The organism is Bacillus sp. iso_77 (assembly GCF_056173625.1).
Genome location: NZ_CM149683.1, coordinates 3,156,175 through 3,176,911, shown reverse-complemented (window position 1 = coordinate 3,176,911; position 20,737 = coordinate 3,156,175). Strand labels below are relative to the sequence as shown.

Genomic DNA, 20,737 nt, shown 5'->3' with positions numbered 1-20,737 from the left:
ATATGGCAATTCAGAACCCTTATGCCGCCTATCAGAAAAATTCTATTGAGACCGCAACACCGGCCGAGTTAACGCTTATGCTTTATGAAGGATGCTTAAAGTTTATTAGACTAGCAAAGTATGGCATTCAAAAAGAAGATGCTGAAATGAGAAACTTGAACCTGAAAAAGGCTCAAAACATCATCCAAGAATTAAATGTCACCTTAAATCGTACGTATGATGTATCAAAGAGCATGGCAAGTATGTATGACTACATCTATCGAAGACTGATTGAAGCCAATCTGCAAAATGACGAAGAGATCCTGAATGAAGTAGAGCAATATGTGACTGATTTCCGAGATGCTTGGAAGGAAGTCATTCAAACCGATCGAAAAGGGCGTCACCACTCTATTGGAGGATCTCTATGAGTATTGTGGACCAACTGCACGACCAAACGTTAAAAATGGCAGCGGAAATAGAGGCCAACCCGCAAAGTGAGACACTCGTTGAAGACTTTGATGCTTTTTTAGTTGAGAGAGACGAACTAATGAGAGACATTCAACATGAGCTTTCCGTTCAAGAAAAAGAGAAAATCAAAGAAATCATTCAAACAGATCAACTGATGGCCAAGCAATTAACGGAGATTCAAAATGGGATCAAGGCAGATATTCAAGCCATTCAACGTAAGAAAACAAAACAGCTGAATTATCAAAATCCGTATCAGCCCATGACAAGTGATGGCGTATACTACGATAAACGGAAATAAATAGGTGAGACCTGTGGCGTATCGTTCAGATGACTATATTTTATTAACCACATATTATGACCTTCTATATACGATAGAAGAGAGTCTAAAATATTTAGATGAAATTGAGAAGGATTTCGCTAAAACAGAAGGGGATCGGATCTTTAATGATCTGATCCATGCCTTCTTTCATTTAGAGACAACACACCCGCTTCTGCTTTCGATTATTGAAAATGAGCACTTTGCCAAGACGATTCGATCGTTTGACCAAATTTTTTTAAGTTTCGATATACTAGCTTTCTATACATTCCCTTCAAATCACTTCCAGTCATTCCTTACATCATATTTTATACCTGAATATAGAAAGTGGATGGATGAAATACATGCCTGTATGAGGCCGTATGTCATTCATTAATTTTTGTTCAATTCAGACCATTCGGAGGAATTTATGAGACTAAAAAATCAATTTTTATTTGGGCTTATTGTCATATGTGTATTGTTTGTCAGTATTTTAGGATTTTCTAGCTTTATCTATTACAAAACAGATCAATCGTATAAAGCACTCCTCACCAAAGAAGTAAAGCTGTACCAGACCTCACTGGAATTAGAGGCACTGCTACAAAAGCAGGAAGCACAAATTAAAACGTATGTGGTTGTGCAGGATAGGAAAGTCTCACAAAATATTGAAGATACCTATGTTGATATTAATAAAAAAACAGGTGATGCTTTAAAACTGAGTACAGTCAAACAAGCAAAAAAATTGTTAGAAAAGATTTCTCAGAAGAATGAGCTTTATTATGAATCCACGAAAAGGCTATTTATCTCATTGAATACTAACAATCAAAAAGAATTCAACACCCGCCTCAGTCAAGAATTACAACCTATCGAACAAGAAATACATACCTTTACAAAAGAATTTGCTCAAACACAATTGAAGCAGCGGGATCAAAAAATCAGTCAGCTCAATGAAGAAAGTAACCAATTATTGCTGACGCTCATTCTCGTTAGCGCAGCGATTATAGTCGGCTTTTTAGTCATTGGCACAAGGTTTGTTCATCGTATGACAAAACCGATTGTCTCTGTCACACATGCAGCAAGAAGAATGGCAGATGGTGACCTCACACTTGAAGAGATTGAAGTAACCTCTAAAAATGAAATTGGCCAGCTCGGTACGGCTTTTAACCAAATGACAGCTCATTTGCGTCAGCTCATCTTACAGGTGCAAAACGGGTCAAGGCAATTAGCTGATTCTGCTGCTCAATTTGAAGAAACCATCAGTCAAACCATTTCGGCTAGTGAACAGACGTCTAGCTCGATTGAACAGGTCAGTGAAGCTTCACGTGAACAATCGGATGCAGTAGGAAAAGTAGCTTCGGCGATTCAAGAAGTCTCGACTGGTATGCATAATGCGGCTGAACATACGTCTGATGTTTCGGGTCACTCAATTTCAGTGACTGAAAAGGCTGAAGAGGGCGCATCCCTCATTCAACAATTTGTGAAACAAATGAGTTCTATTAAGGAATCTGTGAATGAACATCATTCTACAATGGCCAATGTACAAGTACAGTTTACCGGCATTCAAGACCTGCTGGGGAATATTCATGCCATTGCAGATCAAACAAATTTACTTGCTTTAAACGCAGCCATTGAAGCAGCAAGGGCTGGGGAACATGGACGAGGTTTTGCGGTTGTTGCAGATGAAGTCAGAAAGCTGGCGGAAGAATCAAGTCAGCTGACTGATCAAATTAGTCAGCTACTCGCCAACGTGAACAAAGATACTGAAAGATCGTCTCAATCTATGACGAAAGTGGAACGAGATGTAGCAGAAGGTGTGAAAGTATCGCAATTGTCTGAACAGAGTTTTCAAGAAATTCTGGAATCCATCCGTGATATCTCGATGAAAGCAGAGGAGCTTTCTGCCACGACAGAGCAAATCTCAGCTAGCACAGAAGAAATTTCTCAAACAATTGGTGTGATAGAAGAAGGAGCCAAGCGAAATTCTCAGGAAACAGAGTACATGTCGGCGGCTGTTGAAGAATCACTAGCGGCGAATGAGGAAATGAAAGCAGCTGCGGAAGATTTAAAATCTTTGTCTCAATCACTGAAAACATCTATTTCATCTTTCAAGATTTAACAGTGCGATGGTCTTTTTCAAGAATTAATCGAATATATATTCATCACCTATCAAGTAAAAGCTGAAGCACCGCAGGATTCGACAAATTTCAATAAAAATTCACATTTTTTTTACGTTTGAGCAGGAGAAAAGGAGGGAAAAGTAGAAATAAGTTTACATATCCTTAATTTTAAAGGAGGCGTTCTTTACATGAATTACAATGTCCGAGGAGAAAACATCGAAGTAACACCTGCAATAAGAGATCATGTCGAGAAAAAAATTGGAAAGCTGGAGCGTTATTTTGAGTCAGATGTTGATGCTTCAGTCAACGTGAACTTGAAATTTTACAACGATCAAGAATCTAAAGTTGAGGTTACCATTCCAATGACTGATCTAGCACTTCGAGCAGAGGTGCATAATGAGGATATGTACAATGCAGTAGACCTAGCAACCAGTAAATTAGAACGTCAAATTAGAAAACATAAAACGAAAGTAAACCGTAAATTCCGTGAGCAAGGTGCGAAAAAGCATTTATTTGCTGGAGGAAACGGTGCGTCCGAAGTAGCAGTTCAAGATGACGAAGAGATTGATGAAACAGAAATCGTCAGACAAAAACGCTTCAATTTAAAACCAATGGATAGCGAAGAGGCCATTCTCCAAATGAACATGTTAGGTCACAGTTTCTTTGTCTTCACAAATGCTGAGACAAATTTGACCAATGTGGTATACCGCCGAAATGACGGTAAATATGGACTCATTGAGCCGAACGCTTAATCATTCGTTCCTTTTGATCCAAAAATGACCTAAAAAAAGTAAACCCGCTCCCTTCATTAGGGGCGGGTTTTTTGTGCTAAATCATTGCAAATTCTTTGGAAATCAAGGAAGGTATGGTATGATAAATGCAGGTAAATATGGACCTGTCAAACTTTTGGACATGCCGAAAAATTGCATGAAATAGAGGAGCGTTATTATATGCTTGGAATCTTAAACAAAGTGTTTGATCCTACGAAACGTACGATCAGCCGATATGAAAAAAAGGCAAATGAAATCGAAGCTCTCGCTCAAGATTTTGAGAAATTATCTGACGAGGCTTTACGAAATAAAACGATCGAATTTAAAGAAAAACTTGAAAAAGGACAATCTGTAGACGACCTTTTGGTTGAAGCATTTGCAACGGTTCGTGAGGCTTCCCGCCGCGTGACAGGAATGTTCCCATTTAAGGTGCAGCTCATGGGGGGGATTGCCCTACATGAAGGGAATATCTCTGAGATGAAAACAGGTGAAGGTAAAACGTTGACATCAACGATGCCTGTTTATTTGAATGCTCTTTCTGGAAAAGGCGTCCACATTGTGACAGTCAACGAATATTTGGCAAGTCGTGATGCAGAGGAAATGGGCAAGATTTTTGAATTTCTTGGATTAACGGTTGGCTTGAACTTAAACAGTCTAGACAAAGATGAAAAAAGAGAAGCGTATGCTGCTGATATCACGTATTCAACAAACAATGAGCTTGGCTTTGATTATTTACGAGATAACATGGTGCTGTATAAAGAGCAAATGGTTCAAAGACCACTTCATTATGCCGTCATCGATGAAGTTGACTCCATCTTAATTGATGAAGCGAGAACACCTCTTATTATTTCTGGACAAGCTGCAAAATCGACGAAACTTTACGTACAAGCAAATGCCTTTGTTCGTACGTTAAAAATAGAAGACGATTTCACTTATGATATTAAAACAAAAAGTGTACAGCTGACTGAAAGCGGAATGACGAAGGCGGAAAAAGCATTTGGCATCGAGAACTTGTTTGACGTCAAACATGTTGCTCTTAACCACCATATCGCGCAGGCTCTTAAGGCACATGTTGCGATGCAAAAAGACGTTGATTATGTTGTGGAAGATGGTCAAGTCGTCATCGTTGACTCCTTCACAGGACGTTTAATGAAAGGACGTCGCTATAGTGAAGGTCTGCACCAAGCCATTGAAGCAAAAGAAGGTCTTGAAGTGCAGAATGAAAGCATGACACTTGCAACCATTACGTTCCAGAACTACTTCCGTATGTATGAAAAGCTATCTGGTATGACAGGTACAGCGAAAACGGAAGAAGAGGAATTCCGTAACATTTACAATATGCAGGTTGTCACAATCCCAACCAATAAACCGGTTGTGCGTGATGACAGACCTGATTTAATTTACCGTACAATGGATGGCAAATTTAAAGCAGTAGCTGAAGACGTCGCACAGCGTTATATGACAGGACAGCCGGTCCTTGTCGGAACTGTTGCGGTTGAGACATCTGAATTGATTTCAAAACTGCTTAAAAATAAAGGCATCCCTCATCAAGTGTTAAATGCGAAAAACCATGAGCGTGAAGCACAAATTATTGAGGAAGCTGGACAAAAAGGTGCCGTCACAATTGCGACAAACATGGCGGGACGTGGAACAGACATCAAGCTTGGCGAAGGTGTGAAAGAACTAGGCGGTCTTGCTGTTATTGGGACAGAGCGTCATGAATCACGCCGTATCGATAACCAGCTCCGTGGTCGTTCTGGTCGTCAAGGAGACCCAGGGATTACTCAATTCTATCTCTCAATGGAAGATGAATTGATGCGCCGATTTGGTGCAGAGCGGACAATGGCGATGCTTGATCGCTTCGGTATGGATGACTCTACTCCAATTCAAAGTAAAATGGTCTCAAAAGCTGTTGAATCTTCTCAAAAACGTGTTGAGGGGAATAACTTTGATTCCCGTAAGCAGCTTCTGCAATATGATGATGTTCTTCGTCAACAGCGTGAAGTCATTTACAAACAGCGTTTTGAAGTCATCGATTCTGATAACTTGAAATCGATTGTGATCAATATGATTCAATCATCTATTGAGCGGGCTGTTGGATCTTACACGCCGAAAGAAGAACTTCCAGAAGAATGGAAACTAGATGGTCTTGTTGAATTAATCAACACGAACTATTTAGATGAAGGTGCCATTTCGGTCAAAGATATCTTCGGTAAAGAAGCAGATGAGATCACCGAATTCATCATGGAGCGGATTAAAGAGAAATATGATGCAAAAGAAGAGACATTTGGCGATGAACAAATGCGTGAATTTGAAAAAGTCATCGTTCTTCGTGCAGTAGATTCGAAGTGGATGGATCATATCGATGCAATGGATCAGCTGCGCCAAGGAATCCATTTACGTGCATATGCACAAACCAATCCACTTCGTGAGTATCAAATGGAAGGATTTGCGATGTTTGAGCATATGGTCGCTTCAATTGAAGATGACGTAGCTAAATATGTGCTAAAATCAGAAATCCAAAACAACCTAGAACGTGAAGAAGTCGTTCAAGGACAAACAACTGCTCATCAGCCTCAAGAAGGCGATGAGGAGAAAACAGTGAAGAAAAAGCCGGTGCGTAAAGTGGTGGATATCGGAAGAAACTCGCCATGTCACTGCGGAAGCGGCAAGAAATATAAAAATTGTCATGGGAAGACAGAATAAGTAATGGAAAGAGGTGAAAACCTCTTTCTATTCATGTCAGCCCCCATACATCTATGAGGTGAAGGATATGGAATTAGTAGAAATTAGACAAGAGCTTGAAAATATGGCTAGCAGGCTAGCTGATTTTAGGGGGTCTCTTTGACCTAGAAACAAAAGAAGTCAAAATCGCAGAGCTTGAAGCGACGATGTCAGAGGCTGATTTTTGGAACGATCAGCAAAAGGCTCAAGGGGTAATCAATGAAGCCAATGCACTAAAGGATTCTGTGAACTCCTATCATGAACTCAGTGAATCGCATGAAGAACTACAAATGACACATGACTTATTAAAGGAAGATTATGACGAGGAGCTTCATGCAGAGCTTGAAAAAGAACTGAAGAACTTAACAAAACAATTTAATGAGTTTGAATTGCAGCTTCTTTTAAGTGAACCGTATGACAAAAACAATGCCATTCTTGAGCTTCACCCAGGTGCAGGTGGTACTGAATCACAGGACTGGGGATCGATGCTCCTCAGAATGTATACCCGCTGGGCAGAGCGCAGAGGCTTTAAGGTTGAAACCCTTGATTATCTTCCTGGGGATGAAGCCGGAATTAAGTCTGTGACATTACTGATTAAAGGACATAACGCTTACGGTTACTTAAAAGCAGAAAAAGGTGTCCATCGTTTAGTCCGTATTTCTCCATTTGATTCATCTGGCCGTAGACACACATCTTTCGTTTCCTGTGATGTCATGCCAGAATTTAATGAAGAAATTGATATCGATATTCGTACAGAGGATATTAAGGTGGATACGTATCGTGCAAGTGGTGCAGGGGGTCAGCACGTCAATACGACGGACTCTGCGGTTCGTATCACACACATCCCAACAAATGTCGTCGTGACGTGCCAAACGGAAAGATCCCAAATCAAAAACAGAGAACGTGCAATGAAAATGCTGAAATCTAAGCTTTATCAAAAACGGATCGAAGAACAGCAGGCGGAATTGGATGAAATTAGAGGAGAACAGAAAGAAATTGGCTGGGGAAGCCAAATTCGCTCGTATGTTTTCCACCCATATTCTCTTGTGAAAGACCATCGTACCAACACGGAGATGGGAAATGTTCAAGCGGTGATGGATGGAGATTTAGATTCCTTTATCGATGCGTATTTACGTTCAAAATTATCATAAAAACTCGGCTTCTTGCCGGGTTTTTTTAATTGTGAGAAAATATAATGAATATAAAGGAATACATATGCCATACTGACTCTATATCCTTTGTATGATGAAATTAGCAATTAAAGGGGGAAATAATTTGGGATTAAAACCATTACAAGAGACGTGGGATTTAGATGCCTTTTTTAAAGGAGGCAGTTCTTCACCAGAATTTAAGACATACCTGCAAAACATTCAGCAGCTATTAGATGAGTTACGACAAAAGGTAGATGCCTTTTCAAAAGAAGATACACAAATTGAAAAAAAGTTAACAGCTGTCCTTGAAACGTATGAAATCACATATAAAAAACTAGCGCAAGCAGGTTCATTTGTATCCTGTCTACAATCTCAAAATACAAAGGATATGAAGGCGGGCAGTCTCCGAGGGTCTATTGCCAAGCTGGAAGCTGAATTAGGAACCATTTTAGCAGGGTTTGATCAATCACTTGCTGAGATTCCTACTAGCCAGTGGGAAGAATTAATGGATTCAGCCGCTTTTTCAGATGTTCGTTACATATTAAATGAACGAAGAGAACATGTGAAAGATCAACTGCCTGTTGAACAGGAAACACTCATTCAAAAACTAGCAGTAGATGGGTATCATGCGTGGGATGAACTTTATTCTAGCTTGGTGAACAAAATTACCATTCCATTTGAGCAAAATGGTGAAACACAAATGATCTCTGTAGGCCAAGCAGAAAATGCGATGGATGATTCAGATCGTGAAGTAAGAAAAGCCGTGTATCATAATTTAGAACATGCATGGACACAGGATGAACATTTGTTTGCAAGCACACTCAATCATCTCGCTGGTTTTCGTCTACAAGTATATGAAGCAAGAGGATGGGATCATATATTAAAAGAGCCCCTTGATATTTGCCGGATGAAACAAGAGACGCTCGATACAATGTGGTCTGTCATTGATGAACATAAACAGCCATTCATTGATTATTTACAACGTAAAGCTGACATGCTTGGGGTTGATAAACTAAGCTGGTTTGATGTGGGAGCGCCTATTGGAAGTGAGACAAAAACCTATTCTTATCAAGATGCAGCCGCTTTTATTATCAAGCATTTCGCAGGGTTTGGAAAAGAGCTTGCTGCTTTTACTGAAAAAGCTTTTAATGAACGCTGGGTAGAAGCTGAGAATCGCCCAAACAAACGAGTGGGCGGTTTCTGTACGAATTTCCCTGATAGCGGAGAATCACGTATTTTTATGACCTTCTCAGGGACTCCATCCAATGTAGCGACACTAGCACATGAGCTTGGTCATTCGTTCCATCAGGAAGTCATGCAGGATGTTCGGATGTTAAATCGTAAATATGCGATGAATGTAGCTGAAACTGCGTCGACATTCGCAGAAATGATTGTGGCAGATGCTTCATTAAAAGAGGCGGCCAATGAAGAAGAGCGTCTCAGTTTGCTAGAGGATAAGCTGCAGCGCAGTGTGGCATTCTTTATGAATATTCAATCACGCTTCTTATTTGAACAACGCTTTTATGAAGAGCGCAAACAAGGAGAAGTGCCAGCAGACCGCTTGAATGAGTTGATGGTAGAAGCACAGAAGGAAGCCTTTGGTGACTCTTTAGATGAATACCATCCGCATTTCTGGGCGTCTAAACTGCATTTCCATATTACAGGGGTCCCGTTTTATAACTTCCCTTACACCTTCGGGTACATGTTCTCTCTAGGTATTTACGCGAAAGCATTGCAGGCTGGGGCATCATTTGAAGAGAAATATATTGCGCTATTAAAAGATACAGCGTCAATGACTGTAGAAGATTTGGCATATAAGCACCTAGGTGTCGACCTGACTCAAAAAGCATTTTGGGAAGAGGCCATTTCACTGGCTGTCGCAGATGCTGAAGAGTTTTTAGAAGCGACGAAGGCATAAAAAATGAAAAGCTCCCATTACGGGAGCTTTTTTGCTGGTTTTAACCATTCCAGCATCGTCTGAACGATGTCTTTTTGTTGCGTGAGGACTGGAATGTCTGCAGGCTGATCCCCTTTTTGTTTGCCATACATGCCAAATTGAGCATGATTACCACCTTTTATCTCATGGTACACCGTTTGGGAAGGTAGCTGCTTTTTCGATTTTTTGATTTTTTCTTGTGTCGCTAGCCCATCTTTTTCGCCTGAAATAGATAATACTTGCAAGGAAGCCTGTTTCAAATCATCTGATGCAGGATAGGAGGCAAGGAAAAAGAGGCCGTCCAGCTTGCTTTGATTTTTCTCTGCATACATAGCGGCAGCTGTCCCGCCTAGCGAATGTCCGCCAATGTACCAATGCTTGATGGCTGGATGACTTTTGAGGATATCCTCTGCCTTCTTCGTATTAAAAATCGCGAAGGAAAATGGCATGTCTGGGATAAAGACCGAATAGCCTTTCTTCATCAGCGCATTCCCTAGATAGGCATAAGCAAGAGGTTCAACTTTTGCCCCAGGATAGAGAATGATGCCAGTATCGCTTTTTGATGCTTCAAATGAATATACCCCATTTTTATGATCGACCTGCTCAATCTTCATCTGCTTTTTTAACGCTTCCGATGGTCCATATGTAAAGCGGCTCCATGTATAGAAAGCACCAAAAGCTAAGATGATGAGTGCAAGTAATGTAATACCGGTGATCTTCAGTATTTTCTTCATCGTGTGTCCCTTCTTTCTCATGTACATATTAAATATACCATCATTTACTCTTCTGCCAAACGGCAAGTACGCTGATCCGGCTGTGTGATAAAGTATTAATCCATTAGCACTGCATTTGGCTGTTATTTACAATCTGAATGAGAGGGCTTAAAATAGGTGTGCATTCAGAAGTAACGGAGGAAGAAAGACATGAAGCAGGAACATTCTCAACTTTGGATTGAAGTGAAAAATTATGTACTCATTTTAATAGGATCAGCCATCGTGGCGGTTGGCTTTAATACGTTATTATTACCAAATCAGATTGCTGCTGGCGGTGTGAGTGGAATCAGTACCATTATGCAGTCATTCGGTTTTGAAGCTGCATATGTACAATGGGGTCTCAATATTCCGCTCTTTATCGCAGGCTTTTATTTATTAGGTGGAACATTTGGGGTAAAAACGCTCGTTGGTTCTGTCTTTTTACCTTTAATGGTGTTCTTAACAAGACACATTGCTCCTGTCACCCATGAAGCACTGCTCGCCGCAATATTTGGCGGTGTAGTGATTGGGATCGGAATTGGGCTCGTTTTCCTCGGCAATGGTTCAACGGGAGGAACGGCACTTGCGGCCAAAATCATCAATAAATATACAGGGCTGACGTTAGGTACTTGTTTAGCGATGATGGACGGTTTGATTGTTTTGGCGGCCATGACTGTTTTTGGGATTGAAGAAGGACTGTACGCTGTGATCGGAGTGTTCATTTCTAGTAAGACGATTGATGTGGTGCAGGCTGGCTTTAGTCACTCGAAGATGGCCATGATTATTACGGGCCATGAGGATGAGGTCAGACAGGCGGTGTTTGATCAAATTGATCGTGGTGTAACGAAGATTTCAGCAGTAGGTGGGTACACCGACCATGACCGGCCTATTTTAATGTGTGTGGTAGGGCAGTCACAATTCACAAAGTTGAAACAAGTGGTAAAAGCGATCGATGCATCAGCGTTTGTCATCGTCATGGATGCAAAAGAGGTGCTTGGTGAGGGTTTTAAAAGGGCGTAAACAAGGATATAATAACGTTGATCAAATGATTGTAAGGGAGGGAAATACATGAAAAAGAGCGGATTAACGCTTCTTTTTGTCGCTATGCTTTTTGTACTTGCGGCCTGTGGAGGAAATTCAAGTAGCAGTGACAAAGAAGGCAGTAAAAGTGCTTCAAGTGTGAGCAGTGGTGAAGAGATTTATCAGCAAAACTGTATTGGCTGTCATGGAAAAGACTTATCTGGCGGAGGCGGCCCAAGCCTGAAAGAAGTCGGGAAGAAATATAATGAAAGCCAAATTGCAGATATTGCCCAGAACGGTAAAGGATCTATGCCAAGCGGAATGGTAGATGAAAAACAAGCAAAAGAAGTCGCCAAATGGCTTGCAGAGAAAAAATAAAACCTTTGTCTAATCGACAAGGTTTTTTTATTTTCTATTTGTAGAAAAAGACTTTTGGATAGTATGAAAACGTATTATATTAAATTTTATTTAAAAAATAAGGGTAAAAAGACATGTTTTTCGGTTTTGATTGCTCTATTTACCTTTTATTTATAAGTTTTGAAATATAAATGTAATACCATTGCGTCGATTCATGACGTATAATTGGAGTTGTTGAAATTTAGACGATTCAATTTTTTCATCTTTTTGGATGAAAAGGACATAAATTGCTTGTGCGTATCGAAGGGTATGTGCGTGACCATACATAACGTTTTTTGACGAGAAGTGTCAGAACATCATGATAAGCTGTTTGACAGCGAATAAGAAAAGATTAGGTGATTACATGATTGAAATGAAGGAAGTCTATAAGATCTATCCTAATGGTGTAAAGGCGATCAATGGAATCAATGTCTCTATCCATCCAGGAGAGTTTGTGTATGTTGTTGGTCCCAGTGGTGCTGGTAAATCCACGTTCATTAAAATGATGTATCGTGAAGAGAAGCCAACAAAAGGGAAAATCTTAATTAATAACAAAGATTTAGGCTCGATGAAGGAAAAAGAAATTCCTTATGTGAGAAGAGAAATTGGCGTAGTATTCCAAGATTTCAAACTGCTTCCAAGTCTCACGGTCTTTGAGAACGTGGCATTTGCTCTTGAAGTCATTGGTGAACAGCCAAGTATTATTAAGAAAAAAGTGCTTGAGGTACTTGATTTGGTGCAATTAAAGCACAAAGCTCGTCAATTTCCAGATCAGCTTTCCGGCGGTGAACAGCAGCGTGTATCGATCGCTCGTTCGATCGTCAATCATCCTGAGGTTGTCATTGCAGACGAACCGACAGGAAACCTTGATCCAGATACTTCATGGGAAATCATGAAGACACTCGAAGAGATTAATAACCGCGGAACAACAGTCGTCATGGCGACACACAACAAAGAGATTGTAAACAGCATGAAGAAACGCGTCATCGCAATCGAAGATGGAATGATTGTGCGTGACGAAGCAAGAGGGGAGTACGGAATTTATGATTAAAACTCTCTCGCGGCATTTACGTGAGAGCTTCCGTTCACTTGGAAGAAACACGTGGATGACATTTGCATCAATTAGTGCGGTCACTGTCACTTTGATTTTAGTTGGGGTTTTTCTTGTCATTATGCTCAACTTGAATAACATGGCATCGAACGCTGAGAAAGAAGTAGAAGTAAAAGTTCTCATCGATTTAACGGCGAATCAAAAGCAGCAGGATGAATTAAAAGCAGAAATTGAGAAGATTCCTGAAATCAGTGATGTGAAATACTCATCCAAGGATGATGAACTAAAAGCACTCATTAAAAGCTTTGGTGAAAATGGACAATCTATGGGACTGGTTGATCAAGAAAACCCATTAAATGATGCGTTTATTGTGAAAACAACAGATCCTCACGATACACCAAAAGTAGCGAAGAAATTAGAAAACCTAAAAGGGACGTATAAAGTCACTTATGGAAAAGAAGAGGTCAGCCGACTCTTTAATGTTGTCGGAGTGGCGCGTAATGTCGGCATCGCACTTATTATTGGGCTTTTATTTACAGCGATGTTCTTGATTTCCAATACGATCAAAATTACGATTTTTGCTAGACGTAAAGAAATTGAGATTATGAAACTAGTAGGTGCAACGAACTGGTTTATCCGCTGGCCGTTCTTCATCGAAGGATTACTACTTGGTGTATTTGGCTCGATTATACCAATCGCTGTATTGCTTGGCACATATCATTATGCTGTCGGCTGGGTGGCGCCAAGGGTACAAGGTTCATTTATTTCAATGCTTCCATACAATCCGTTTGTCTATCAAGTATCACTGATCCTTCTATTGATCGGTGCCATTATCGGTGTGTGGGGAAGTTTAACGTCCATCCGTAAATTCTTGAAAGTATAAATCTATTTATATTGATGGCAGCACTCGAAGATTCTATAGAAGGTGTGACCGGTTGATCCAATTCATCCGGTCGACTCTTCATGCAGGCAGTTGTCATGGGAGGGGAATATCGTTTTGAAAAGAAAGCTGATAATGGCTGGAATGGCAGCGTTTATTGGAACAACGTGGCTATACATTCCAGGGAACGAAAATCGTGCATTCGCATACGAAGACCTAGATCAAAAACGTCAACAAATTGAAGAGAAAACATCGAAGACTGAATCAACCTTGAAGAAAAAGAAATCAGAACTGGCAAAGCTTGAAAAGAAAGAATCAAAGCTAAAGCAAGAAATTGAAAAAATTGACCAAAAAGTAAGTGCCGCAACTGAAAAAGTCGCTGAAAAAGAAAAAGAGGTCAAACAGACGAAACAAGAGATCAAAAAACTAAAAAAAGAGATTGAAGTCATCAACGAGCGAATTGAAAAGAGGAAAGCGATTTTCAAAGATCGAATTCGTTCTATGCAAAAAAGCGGCGGTACAATCAACTATTTAGATGTGCTGCTAGGTGCTCGTAGCTTTAGTGATTTTGTCAGTCGTGTGGGAGCTGTCACAACCATTGTCGAAGCAGATAAAGACATGATTACAGAACACGAAAATGATTTGGAGCTAGTAGAGCAAAAAGAAGCAGAGCTAAATAAACAGCTAAGTGGACTTGAAACATCTTTGAAAGAGCTTGAAACGTTGAAAAAGGACCTATCTAAACAGCAAAAAGAAAAAGGAAAAGTCCTTGGTCATGTAACGGAAGAAAAAGAACATGCACATGATGAACTAGGAAAGCTTGAAAATGAACAAGAAATTCTAGCGAATCAGAAAGCGGCGGTAAAGTCTGAAGAAGCACGCCGTCAAAAAGAAGAAGCGAAGAAAGCAGAACAAGCAGCTGCTGAAAAAAGTGCACCTGCACCAAGTGGAGGATCTGATAAAGTGTCAGATACACCAGCAAGTAGCTCAGGTTTCATTAAGCCAGCTGCAGGCCGTTTCTCATCAGGCTTTGGCGGACGTTCTGGCGGACAGCACTACGGATTAGATATCGCTGCAAAGGGCACTGTATCTGTCGTTGCAGCCGCATCTGGAACAGTCACGAACTCAAGCTACTCGTCGAGTTATGGAAACGTGGTGTTCATTACACATAACATCAATGGCCAAACGTATCAAACGGTATACGCTCACCTTTCAACAAGAAGTGTGTCAACAGGTCAAAGAGTCGAGCAAGGTCAATTCCTTGGATATATGGGCAACACAGGTCAGTCTTATGGCCAGCATCTTCATTTTGAAATTCATAAAGGATTATGGAATGGCGCGAAATCAAATGCAGTCAATCCAGCGCAATATATCCGCTGACAAAAAGCCGATAACAGCATGTTATCGGCTTTTTTCAAGTAGATGAAGTTAAAATAACAGCAGTAATCCGGCAATAATAGGTGTTAAAAGCACAGCGGATTTTAAGAGAGGTTTCGGCGCAAGGCGTGTAAATTTTGCCCCAATAAAAGCCCCTAATACGGTACCGATTAAGATCTGAACGAGCAGGATAAAGTCAACATAGCCTTCTGAAATATAACCAATTCCACCGCCAATAGAGATTGGAATAATCACTAGCATCGTTGTGCCAACAGCTTGTCTAATAGACAGCTTCAGCAAAATCAAAAGCCCCACTTGAATAAATGGTGCTGATCCGATACCGAACATCCCTGAAAGCATCCCTGATACAAGGCCTAATATAATGCCCCTGATCAGCAATTGGCGTGAAGAAAGCGGCTGCTGCTCAGCATCTTCTTTTAGGACAAACAATTTGATCATCATAAAAACAGCAGATAAAAAGAGCATACCAGCTGTTAAATAGTGCAGGCTATCCTCTGGAATAAAAGGAGCCACTTTTGCTCCGGCAAATGAAGCAATACAAGCTAGTGCACCGACAATCAAACCTGATTTGAGCTGGATATTTCCTTCCCGGTAGTGGCTGTATGCACCAGATAAAGTCGTAAATGCCATAGCAGCTAAAGATGTCCCAAGTGCAGTATGGATTGGTACATCAAAGATTAACGTCAGCAATGCGATGACAAAACCAGCCCCGCCAGCTCCTACAAACCCTAGTAAAATTCCTAATAAAAGCATCGTCAATATAATATACATAGCGAAGACTCCTTCTCGATCGTAACAAAATAAAAATTACACCTATTGAAATGATTAGTCAAGCCTCCTTAGGAGAATGTCTTTACATGAAATCCCTTCTTCTGGCATATAATAACTCAGGTCATCAGGAAGAGTTGAAGAAGGAGGCCAAATATGAAAAAACAAATCGCATCCATCATGGCAAGTGTCATTCTCATCATCAGTGCAGGGGTTATGACGCATAAAGAGGCGACTCAAGCGGAGTCACCGAAAGCGGCTGCAGTGGCTGGACAAACTCAATCAAGTGATCGAGCGAAGGAAAACGGAATGGAGAAAATTGAGAAAGCCTATGACCTCATTTCGAATGAATATGTAGAGGAAGTGGATCGTCAAAAGCTGCTTGAAGGTGCCATACAAGGAATGCTTTCAACCTTAAATGATCCGTATTCAGTATACATGGACAAGCAAACCGCAAAGCAATTTTCGGATTCACTTGATTCCTCGTTTGAAGGAATTGGGGCAGAAGTTGGAATGGATGAAGGAAAGATTATCATTGTCTCTGCCTTTAAAAAATCCCCTGCGGCAAAGGCGGGTCTGAAACCGAAAGATGAAATCATCAGCATTGATGGTGAGTCGATGAAAGAAAAAAGCCTAAACGATGCTGTACTGAAAATAAGAGGAAAAAAAGGAACGTCTGTCGCCTTGAAAATCAGACGAAATGGAATTGAAAAAGAGCTAACATTCCATATCAAACGAGAAGAAATCCCGCTTGAAACCGTAACGGCTTCAATGAAAGAGGTCAATGGTCATAAAACAGGCTATATTGCGATCTCTAGCTTCTCTGAAGATACGGCGAAGGATTTTACGGCAAGCTTGAATAAGCTCGAGAAAAAGGGCATGGAAGGCCTTGTGCTGGACGTGAGAGGAAATCCTGGCGGCTATCTACAAAGTGTGGAAGACATTTTGAAACATTTTATCACAAAGGATCAGCCATATATTCAAATTGCAGAACGGAATGGCGATCGAAAACGATATTTTTCAAAACGAAAAGAACAAAAACCATACCCAGTCAATGTCTTAATTGATAAAGGAAGTGCATCCGCTTCTGAAATTCTGGCTGGTGCCATGAAAGAAGCAGGGAAGTATGAAGTGGTAGGTGACGTTTCCTTTGGTAAAGGGACTGTGCAGCAGGCGGTACCAATGGGAGATGGAAGTAACATTAAATTAACGCTGTATAAGTGGCTGACACCGAAAGGGAATTGGATTCACAAAAAAGGCGTTGTGCCGACCATTGCGATTCATCAACCAGATTACTTCACCGTTGGCCCGCTCCAGCTGAAAGAACCACTTCAGCTTGATATGAACAATGAAGAAGTCAGACAAGCACAGACATTGTTAAAAGGGTTATCATTTGACCCAGGCAGAGTAGATGGATATTTTGACGAAGAAACGAAAAAGGCTGTACTCGCATTTCAAAGCACATACAATCTCGAAAAATCAGGTGTGATTGATTTAAAGACAGCGAAAATGATGAACAAGATGGTAGATGAAGTGAAATCTTATGAAAAGAATGATCTTCAGCTACAAACTGCACTAAAAGCACTATATCTCAAAAAATAAAGAGGCGAATAAATGCCTCTTTTTTTTGGTTCATAAGTGTTACGAACATGTAATAATTTATTCTTAAAAATATATTATATCGAGAAATATATTCATTTATTTTACAAAAAACATAACATTCCTTCGAATTTACCCGATAACATATTTATATAAGAGACTTTCTGTTGATTTAAACATGTCATGAAAATGAAACTTTTGAAAGTTGTATGTTACATAAATAATTCTTACAATAAAAAGTAGCACTCATTTTAAATATTTTATTTTTTGCGGATATTCAGCTTAAGCATTGAGCTGTACCGAGGTTTGCGCTTTTCTTAAAAGAACTAGTAAATGGGGGTACACAATTGAAAAGGGCAAGTATTGTGAGAGAGAAAAAATATTACGAGTTGGTAGAGGAGCTTAAGAGTCGTACGAAAGATGTGACGTTTTCGGCTACAAAGGCATTAAGTCTACTCATGCTGTTAAGCAGGTACTTGGTCAATTACACAACGGTAGAATCAGTCGACGAGATCGATGAAGACTGTGCTGAGATATACTTCAATTATTTAATGGATAATCATAAGAGACTTGGTATAAACTTAACCGACATCAAGAGGTCCATGCAGCTTCTCGGCGGCATATTAGACGTAGATGTAAATCACTATTTAAAAGATTTTTCACTGTCGAATGTCACACTTTGGATGAATCAGGAGAAATAAACCTGATGTCAAGCATCGATTTATTTGATAGAATAAGAGAAAATGCTTGACTTGGGCGGTGAACGATAATGAGCTCGGAGTGGATGGGAGCCGGATTAAAAGCGGTCGGTCTGTTTTTAATCCATCCTCTTTTTTATTTTATGATATTAATCAGCCTATTATATGGCTACATCCGCGTAAAGCGGGAGAGAAAAGCGTTTCAAACAAGAATAGAAGATGTTTACGATGAACTGAAATTTACATATTCAAAAGGATGGGTTCCAGGAATTTGTCTATCGATCATATCTGTAGGCTTAGGGATTTCCCTTCCGCCTGGATTCATCGTGCTGATTGCAGCGATGACCATCGTTTTCTCTTTATTCTTTAAGGCGAGTGCGCTTTCGTCTGCATACACACTCGGTTTCAGTTTTATTGCGGCATTTGGACTGATGTCTGTTCAAGTGAGCCATTCTTGGCTGCCGCAGCTTTCAATGATGAATGCATCAGCCGTTGTGATCCTGTTAGGGCTACTGTTAATGACCGAAGGCATCTTAGCCTATCGAACGGCGCATTTACGTACATCGCCTGCAATGGTGATGAGTGCGAGAGGACTTTTGATCGGCCAGCAGCGAGCAAACCGTCTGTGGCTTCTACCACTTGTTTTGCTGATGCCGGCAGGTGAATGGACTTCTTCTCTGCCATGGTGGCCTGTGCTTCAAGTGCACGATCAAAGCTTTTCATTTATTGTGATCCCGTACATCATCGGCTTTGGCCAGCGTATTCAAGGATCGCTGCCAATTGTGAGTATTCAAATTACGTCACGCCGAATAATGATGCTCGGTCTAGTTGTTGCTGCAGTAGGTGCGGCAAGTATTTGGTTTGAGCCGATTGCGTGGGGAGCTGTTGTTCTAGCGATTGCAGGAAGAGCCTTTTTATCATGGAAGCAGAGGGCGAATGACAACGCTGCACCATTCTTTTTCTCTAAGCGGAATCAAGGGCTTATGGTGCTTGGTATCATTCCGAATACCCCTGCGGCTGATTTAAAGCTTGAGATCGGAGAAATTATTACAAAGGTCAATGGAATCGAGATCAAAACCGTTTCAGAATTTTATGAAGCACTACAAACCAACCGTGCTCTGACAAAGCTCGAGATCATTGGTCTCAATGGTCAGACAAGGTTTGAGAAACGCGCCTCTTACGAAGGGGAGCATCACCAGCTTGGTATCTTGTTTGTGAAGGACGATCCACAGCAAGAGCCAACGGCGATTTCATCTTAAAAAAGCTGCTAGAGATGGCAGCTTTTTTCTTTTGGGCGCGTTTCTTTCCCATAGGATTCGCCCCATTCACGCATGGCAAAGATAATGGGCTTTAACGTATTTCCAAGAGAAGTCAGTGAATACTCGACACGAGGAGGAACTTCCTCATAGACTTCACGGTGAACAATCCCGTCTTGTTCAAGTTCTCGTAATTGCAACGTCAAGACACGCTGCGAAATTCTTGGCAGAAGCCGGCGTATTTCGTTGTAACGCTTTGGACCGCAAGTCAAATGATAAAGGATGACGCCTTTCCATTTCCCTCCGATGACATTTGTAGTGATAGACACGGGACAGCCATGATTCACAATACTGACTGGATTGGATGGTGCACTCATCTCAACATTCCTTTCTTAAACGAAAATGGTCATAAACGAACATGTTTGTACCTAACGAACAAAAATGTGCGTACTTGAATCAATGGAAGCTTTTCTTTTACCATAGAGATAGGACATCACACATTCGGGTTGTTTGTTTTCCTATCATAACAATTTCTATTAGGGAATGGAAAGAAATTGGATTGTGGGAACACACCTGTTCATTAGAAAGGATGAATAATATGCGAGACAAAGAGCTATTAAAAAAAGAAATCATTGAGGCGTATGAATTCCGTCATGCGACAAAAGAGTTTGACCCAGCGAAAAAGATTCCAGAGGATGATTTTGCATTTATTTTAGAAACAGGAAGACTTTCTCCAAGCTCTGTAGGGTTTGAGCCTTGGAAGTTCCTCGTTGTTCAAAATGAAGCATTCAGAGAAAAATTAAAAGAGTATACATGGGGGGCGCAAAAGCAGCTTCCAACTGCCAGCCATTTTGTAATCATCTTGGCAAGAACAGATGCCCGCTATGATTCAGCATATGCAGAATACATCAACAAGCAAATCAAAGGAATGACAGACGAAACGTTTGAAATGGTCAAGGGGCGCTACAGAGAATTCCAAGAGAACGATCTTCATCTACTAGAAAATGACCGTACATTATTTGATTGGGCTTCAAAACAAACGTATATTGCCTTAGGTAACATGATGACAGCTGCGGCACAGATCGGCATTGATTCATGCCCAGTTGAAGGATTTAGCTACGATCACATCCATCGTATCTTAGAAGAAGAAGGGTTACTGGAGGATGGTCAATACGACATCTCTGTCATGGCAGCCTTCGGTTATCGTGTCACTGAGCCAAAACGCGGCAAAACACGTCGCCCGATGGATGAAGTAGCTGTTTGGATTCGTTAATCGCTGTTTGTCTGAAAAAGGCTGTTGACAATTGCGTGGTTAGTCAGTATATTTAAAAAATAAAATCTTTGACGAATATACAAATTTGACTATAAACGCTTTGACTTGAGAATAGTAAATGAACATCCGTTTTTTAAGAGAGCTGCGGGTCGGTGCAACGCAGTAAAACGAATCATTGAACTCGCTCAAAGAGCGGTAAGACTGAA

Annotated in this window: 20 protein-coding genes and 1 other annotated feature (1 of these 21 cut by a window edge); of the genes, 17 read left to right on the top strand and 3 right to left on the bottom strand. The window is 40.6% G+C overall.

Going from position 1 to position 20,737, the window contains the following annotated elements; genetic code table 11:
* Positions 1 to 2: 2 nt before the first annotated feature.
* From fliS to AC0VYC_RS16355, 8 genes are all read left to right on the top strand, one after another.
* Positions 3 to 407, top strand: a complete 405-nt coding sequence (gene fliS / locus AC0VYC_RS16390) for a flagellar export chaperone FliS (RefSeq protein WP_159145154.1) — start codon at positions 3 to 5, stop codon at positions 405 to 407.
* Positions 404 to 745 carry a flagellar protein FliT gene (gene fliT, locus AC0VYC_RS16385; RefSeq protein ID WP_008348246.1) on the top strand — a complete coding sequence of 114 codons (342 nt, stop codon included), beginning with the start codon at positions 404 to 406 and terminating at the stop codon, positions 743 to 745. The genes fliS and fliT overlap by 4 nt, the downstream gene beginning before the upstream one ends.
* Before the next feature lie 13 nt (positions 746 to 758).
* Positions 759 to 1,139, top strand: coding sequence for a DUF8042 domain-containing protein (locus tag AC0VYC_RS16380; RefSeq protein WP_008348244.1), 381 nt, complete (start codon positions 759 to 761; stop codon positions 1,137 to 1,139).
* A 33-nt stretch (positions 1,140 to 1,172) separates the two neighbouring features.
* Positions 1,173 to 2,858 carry a methyl-accepting chemotaxis protein gene (locus AC0VYC_RS16375; protein ID WP_342495006.1) on the top strand — a complete coding sequence of 562 codons (1,686 nt, stop codon included), beginning with the start codon at positions 1,173 to 1,175 and terminating at the stop codon, positions 2,856 to 2,858.
* 189 nt (positions 2,859 to 3,047) lie between these two features.
* A complete protein-coding gene (gene hpf / locus AC0VYC_RS16370) occupies positions 3,048 to 3,611 on the top strand; it encodes a ribosome hibernation-promoting factor, HPF/YfiA family (RefSeq protein WP_475388848.1) in 564 nt (187 codons plus the stop codon).
* Positions 3,612 to 3,809: 198 nt separating this feature from the next.
* The gene (gene secA, locus AC0VYC_RS16365) at positions 3,810 to 6,335 is read left to right on the top strand and encodes a preprotein translocase subunit SecA (RefSeq protein WP_035701569.1); all 2,526 of its coding nucleotides are present in this window, start codon (positions 3,810 to 3,812) and stop codon (positions 6,333 to 6,335) included.
* 67 nt (positions 6,336 to 6,402) lie between these two features.
* Positions 6,403 to 7,504, top strand: a protein-coding gene (gene prfB, locus AC0VYC_RS16360; RefSeq protein ID WP_096881918.1) for a peptide chain release factor 2 whose coding sequence is annotated in 2 segments (ribosomal slippage) — positions 6,403 to 6,474 and positions 6,476 to 7,504 — 1,101 coding nt in all. Because the reading frame shifts where the segments join, the coding sequence is not laid out codon by codon here.
* Positions 7,505 to 7,628: 124 nt separating this feature from the next.
* Positions 7,629 to 9,422: a M3 family oligoendopeptidase gene (locus tag AC0VYC_RS16355; RefSeq protein ID WP_017368134.1), complete on the top strand. Its 1,794-nt coding sequence runs from the start codon at positions 7,629 to 7,631 to the stop codon at positions 9,420 to 9,422.
* Between the two features lie 17 nt (positions 9,423 to 9,439).
* Here the strand turns inward: AC0VYC_RS16355 and AC0VYC_RS16350 are convergent, their stop codons facing one another.
* Positions 9,440 to 10,174, bottom strand: coding sequence for an alpha/beta family hydrolase (locus tag AC0VYC_RS16350; protein WP_039169771.1), 735 nt, complete (start codon positions 10,172 to 10,174; stop codon positions 9,440 to 9,442).
* A gap of 189 nt (positions 10,175 to 10,363) precedes the next feature.
* Between AC0VYC_RS16350 and AC0VYC_RS16345 the strand changes: the two genes are divergently transcribed.
* The 5 genes from AC0VYC_RS16345 to AC0VYC_RS16325 all read left to right on the top strand — a co-directional run bounded on the left by AC0VYC_RS16345 (position 10,364) and on the right by AC0VYC_RS16325 (position 14,919).
* Positions 10,364 to 11,212 carry a YitT family protein gene (locus AC0VYC_RS16345; RefSeq protein WP_035389657.1) on the top strand — a complete coding sequence of 283 codons (849 nt, stop codon included), beginning with the start codon at positions 10,364 to 10,366 and terminating at the stop codon, positions 11,210 to 11,212.
* 48 nt (positions 11,213 to 11,260) lie between these two features.
* Entirely contained in the window at positions 11,261 to 11,590 is a 330-nt protein-coding gene (gene cccB, locus AC0VYC_RS16340; RefSeq protein WP_008348231.1) for a cytochrome c551, read from the top strand.
* Positions 11,591 to 11,972: 382 nt separating this feature from the next.
* Positions 11,973 to 12,659 (top strand): cell division ATP-binding protein FtsE, encoded by a 687-nt coding sequence (gene ftsE / locus AC0VYC_RS16335; RefSeq protein ID WP_008348229.1) that lies wholly within the window; start codon positions 11,973 to 11,975, stop codon positions 12,657 to 12,659.
* Positions 12,652 to 13,542 carry a permease-like cell division protein FtsX gene (gene ftsX, locus AC0VYC_RS16330; protein WP_025208057.1) on the top strand — a complete coding sequence of 297 codons (891 nt, stop codon included), beginning with the start codon at positions 12,652 to 12,654 and terminating at the stop codon, positions 13,540 to 13,542. The genes ftsE and ftsX overlap by 8 nt, the downstream gene beginning before the upstream one ends.
* A gap of 114 nt (positions 13,543 to 13,656) precedes the next feature.
* Complete coding sequence (locus tag AC0VYC_RS16325; RefSeq protein WP_475388844.1) at positions 13,657 to 14,919, top strand: murein hydrolase activator EnvC family protein; 1,263 nt, start codon at positions 13,657 to 13,659, stop codon at positions 14,917 to 14,919.
* A 48-nt stretch (positions 14,920 to 14,967) separates the two neighbouring features.
* On the opposite strand, the gene AC0VYC_RS16320 is transcribed toward AC0VYC_RS16325, so the two are convergent.
* A complete protein-coding gene (locus tag AC0VYC_RS16320; protein ID WP_017368130.1) occupies positions 14,968 to 15,708 on the bottom strand; it encodes a sulfite exporter TauE/SafE family protein in 741 nt (246 codons plus the stop codon).
* Between the two features lie 153 nt (positions 15,709 to 15,861).
* On the opposite strand from AC0VYC_RS16320, the gene ctpB reads away from it, so the two are divergent.
* The 3 genes from ctpB (at position 15,862) to AC0VYC_RS16305 (ending at position 19,261) form a co-directional block, all read left to right on the top strand.
* A complete protein-coding gene (ctpB, locus tag AC0VYC_RS16315) occupies positions 15,862 to 17,307 on the top strand; it encodes a carboxy-terminal processing protease CtpB (RefSeq protein WP_096881914.1) in 1,446 nt (481 codons plus the stop codon).
* A 344-nt stretch (positions 17,308 to 17,651) separates the two neighbouring features.
* Positions 17,652 to 18,005, top strand: coding sequence for a swarming motility protein SwrAA (locus AC0VYC_RS16310; RefSeq protein ID WP_007500014.1), 354 nt, complete (start codon positions 17,652 to 17,654; stop codon positions 18,003 to 18,005).
* 68 nt (positions 18,006 to 18,073) lie between these two features.
* Positions 18,074 to 19,261, top strand: a complete 1,188-nt coding sequence (locus AC0VYC_RS16305) for a PDZ domain-containing protein (protein ID WP_056702907.1) — start codon at positions 18,074 to 18,076, stop codon at positions 19,259 to 19,261.
* A gap of 8 nt (positions 19,262 to 19,269) precedes the next feature.
* Here AC0VYC_RS16305 and AC0VYC_RS16300 read toward each other — a convergent pair whose 3' ends face one another.
* Positions 19,270 to 19,635 carry a winged helix-turn-helix transcriptional regulator gene (locus tag AC0VYC_RS16300; RefSeq protein ID WP_045033986.1) on the bottom strand — a complete coding sequence of 122 codons (366 nt, stop codon included), beginning with the start codon at positions 19,633 to 19,635 and terminating at the stop codon, positions 19,270 to 19,272.
* Positions 19,636 to 19,856: 221 nt separating this feature from the next.
* Here AC0VYC_RS16300 and AC0VYC_RS16295 point away from each other — a divergent pair, with 221 nt between their 5' ends.
* Positions 19,857 to 20,531: an NAD(P)H-dependent oxidoreductase gene (locus AC0VYC_RS16295; RefSeq protein WP_045033987.1), complete on the top strand. Its 675-nt coding sequence runs from the start codon at positions 19,857 to 19,859 to the stop codon at positions 20,529 to 20,531.
* Positions 20,532 to 20,622: 91 nt separating this feature from the next.
* Positions 20,623 to 20,737 (top strand) — a binding site (T-box leader) (it continues 110 nt past the right edge of the window).

Bases quoted from the DNA above. Each gene is read 5' to 3' on its own strand.
- cccB (WP_008348231.1), top strand. From the start codon at position 11,261: ATGAAAAAGAGCGGATTAACGCTTCTTTTTGTCGCTATGCTTTTTGTA.
- AC0VYC_RS16295 (WP_045033987.1), top strand. From the start codon at position 19,857: ATGCGAGACAAAGAGCTATTAAAAAAAGAAATCATTGAGGCGTATGAA.
- ftsE (WP_008348229.1), top strand. From the start codon at position 11,973: ATGATTGAAATGAAGGAAGTCTATAAGATCTATCCTAATGGTGTAAAG.
- AC0VYC_RS16345 (WP_035389657.1), top strand. From the start codon at position 10,364: ATGAAGCAGGAACATTCTCAACTTTGGATTGAAGTGAAAAATTATGTA.
- AC0VYC_RS16375 (WP_342495006.1), top strand. From the start codon at position 1,173: ATGAGACTAAAAAATCAATTTTTATTTGGGCTTATTGTCATATGTGTA.
- hpf (WP_475388848.1), top strand. From the start codon at position 3,048: ATGAATTACAATGTCCGAGGAGAAAACATCGAAGTAACACCTGCAATA.
- AC0VYC_RS16350 (WP_039169771.1), bottom strand. From the start codon at position 10,174: ATGAAGAAAATACTGAAGATCACCGGTATTACATTACTTGCACTCATC.
- ftsX (WP_025208057.1), top strand. From the start codon at position 12,652: ATGATTAAAACTCTCTCGCGGCATTTACGTGAGAGCTTCCGTTCACTT.
- AC0VYC_RS16320 (WP_017368130.1), bottom strand. From the start codon at position 15,708: ATGTATATTATATTGACGATGCTTTTATTAGGAATTTTACTAGGGTTT.
- ctpB (WP_096881914.1), top strand. From the start codon at position 15,862: ATGAAAAAACAAATCGCATCCATCATGGCAAGTGTCATTCTCATCATC.
- AC0VYC_RS16305 (WP_056702907.1), top strand. From the start codon at position 18,074: ATGAGCTCGGAGTGGATGGGAGCCGGATTAAAAGCGGTCGGTCTGTTT.
- AC0VYC_RS16300 (WP_045033986.1), bottom strand. From the start codon at position 19,635: ATGAGTGCACCATCCAATCCAGTCAGTATTGTGAATCATGGCTGTCCC.
- fliS (WP_159145154.1), top strand. From the start codon at position 3: ATGGCAATTCAGAACCCTTATGCCGCCTATCAGAAAAATTCTATTGAG.
- secA (WP_035701569.1), top strand. From the start codon at position 3,810: ATGCTTGGAATCTTAAACAAAGTGTTTGATCCTACGAAACGTACGATC.
- fliT (WP_008348246.1), top strand. From the start codon at position 404: ATGAGTATTGTGGACCAACTGCACGACCAAACGTTAAAAATGGCAGCG.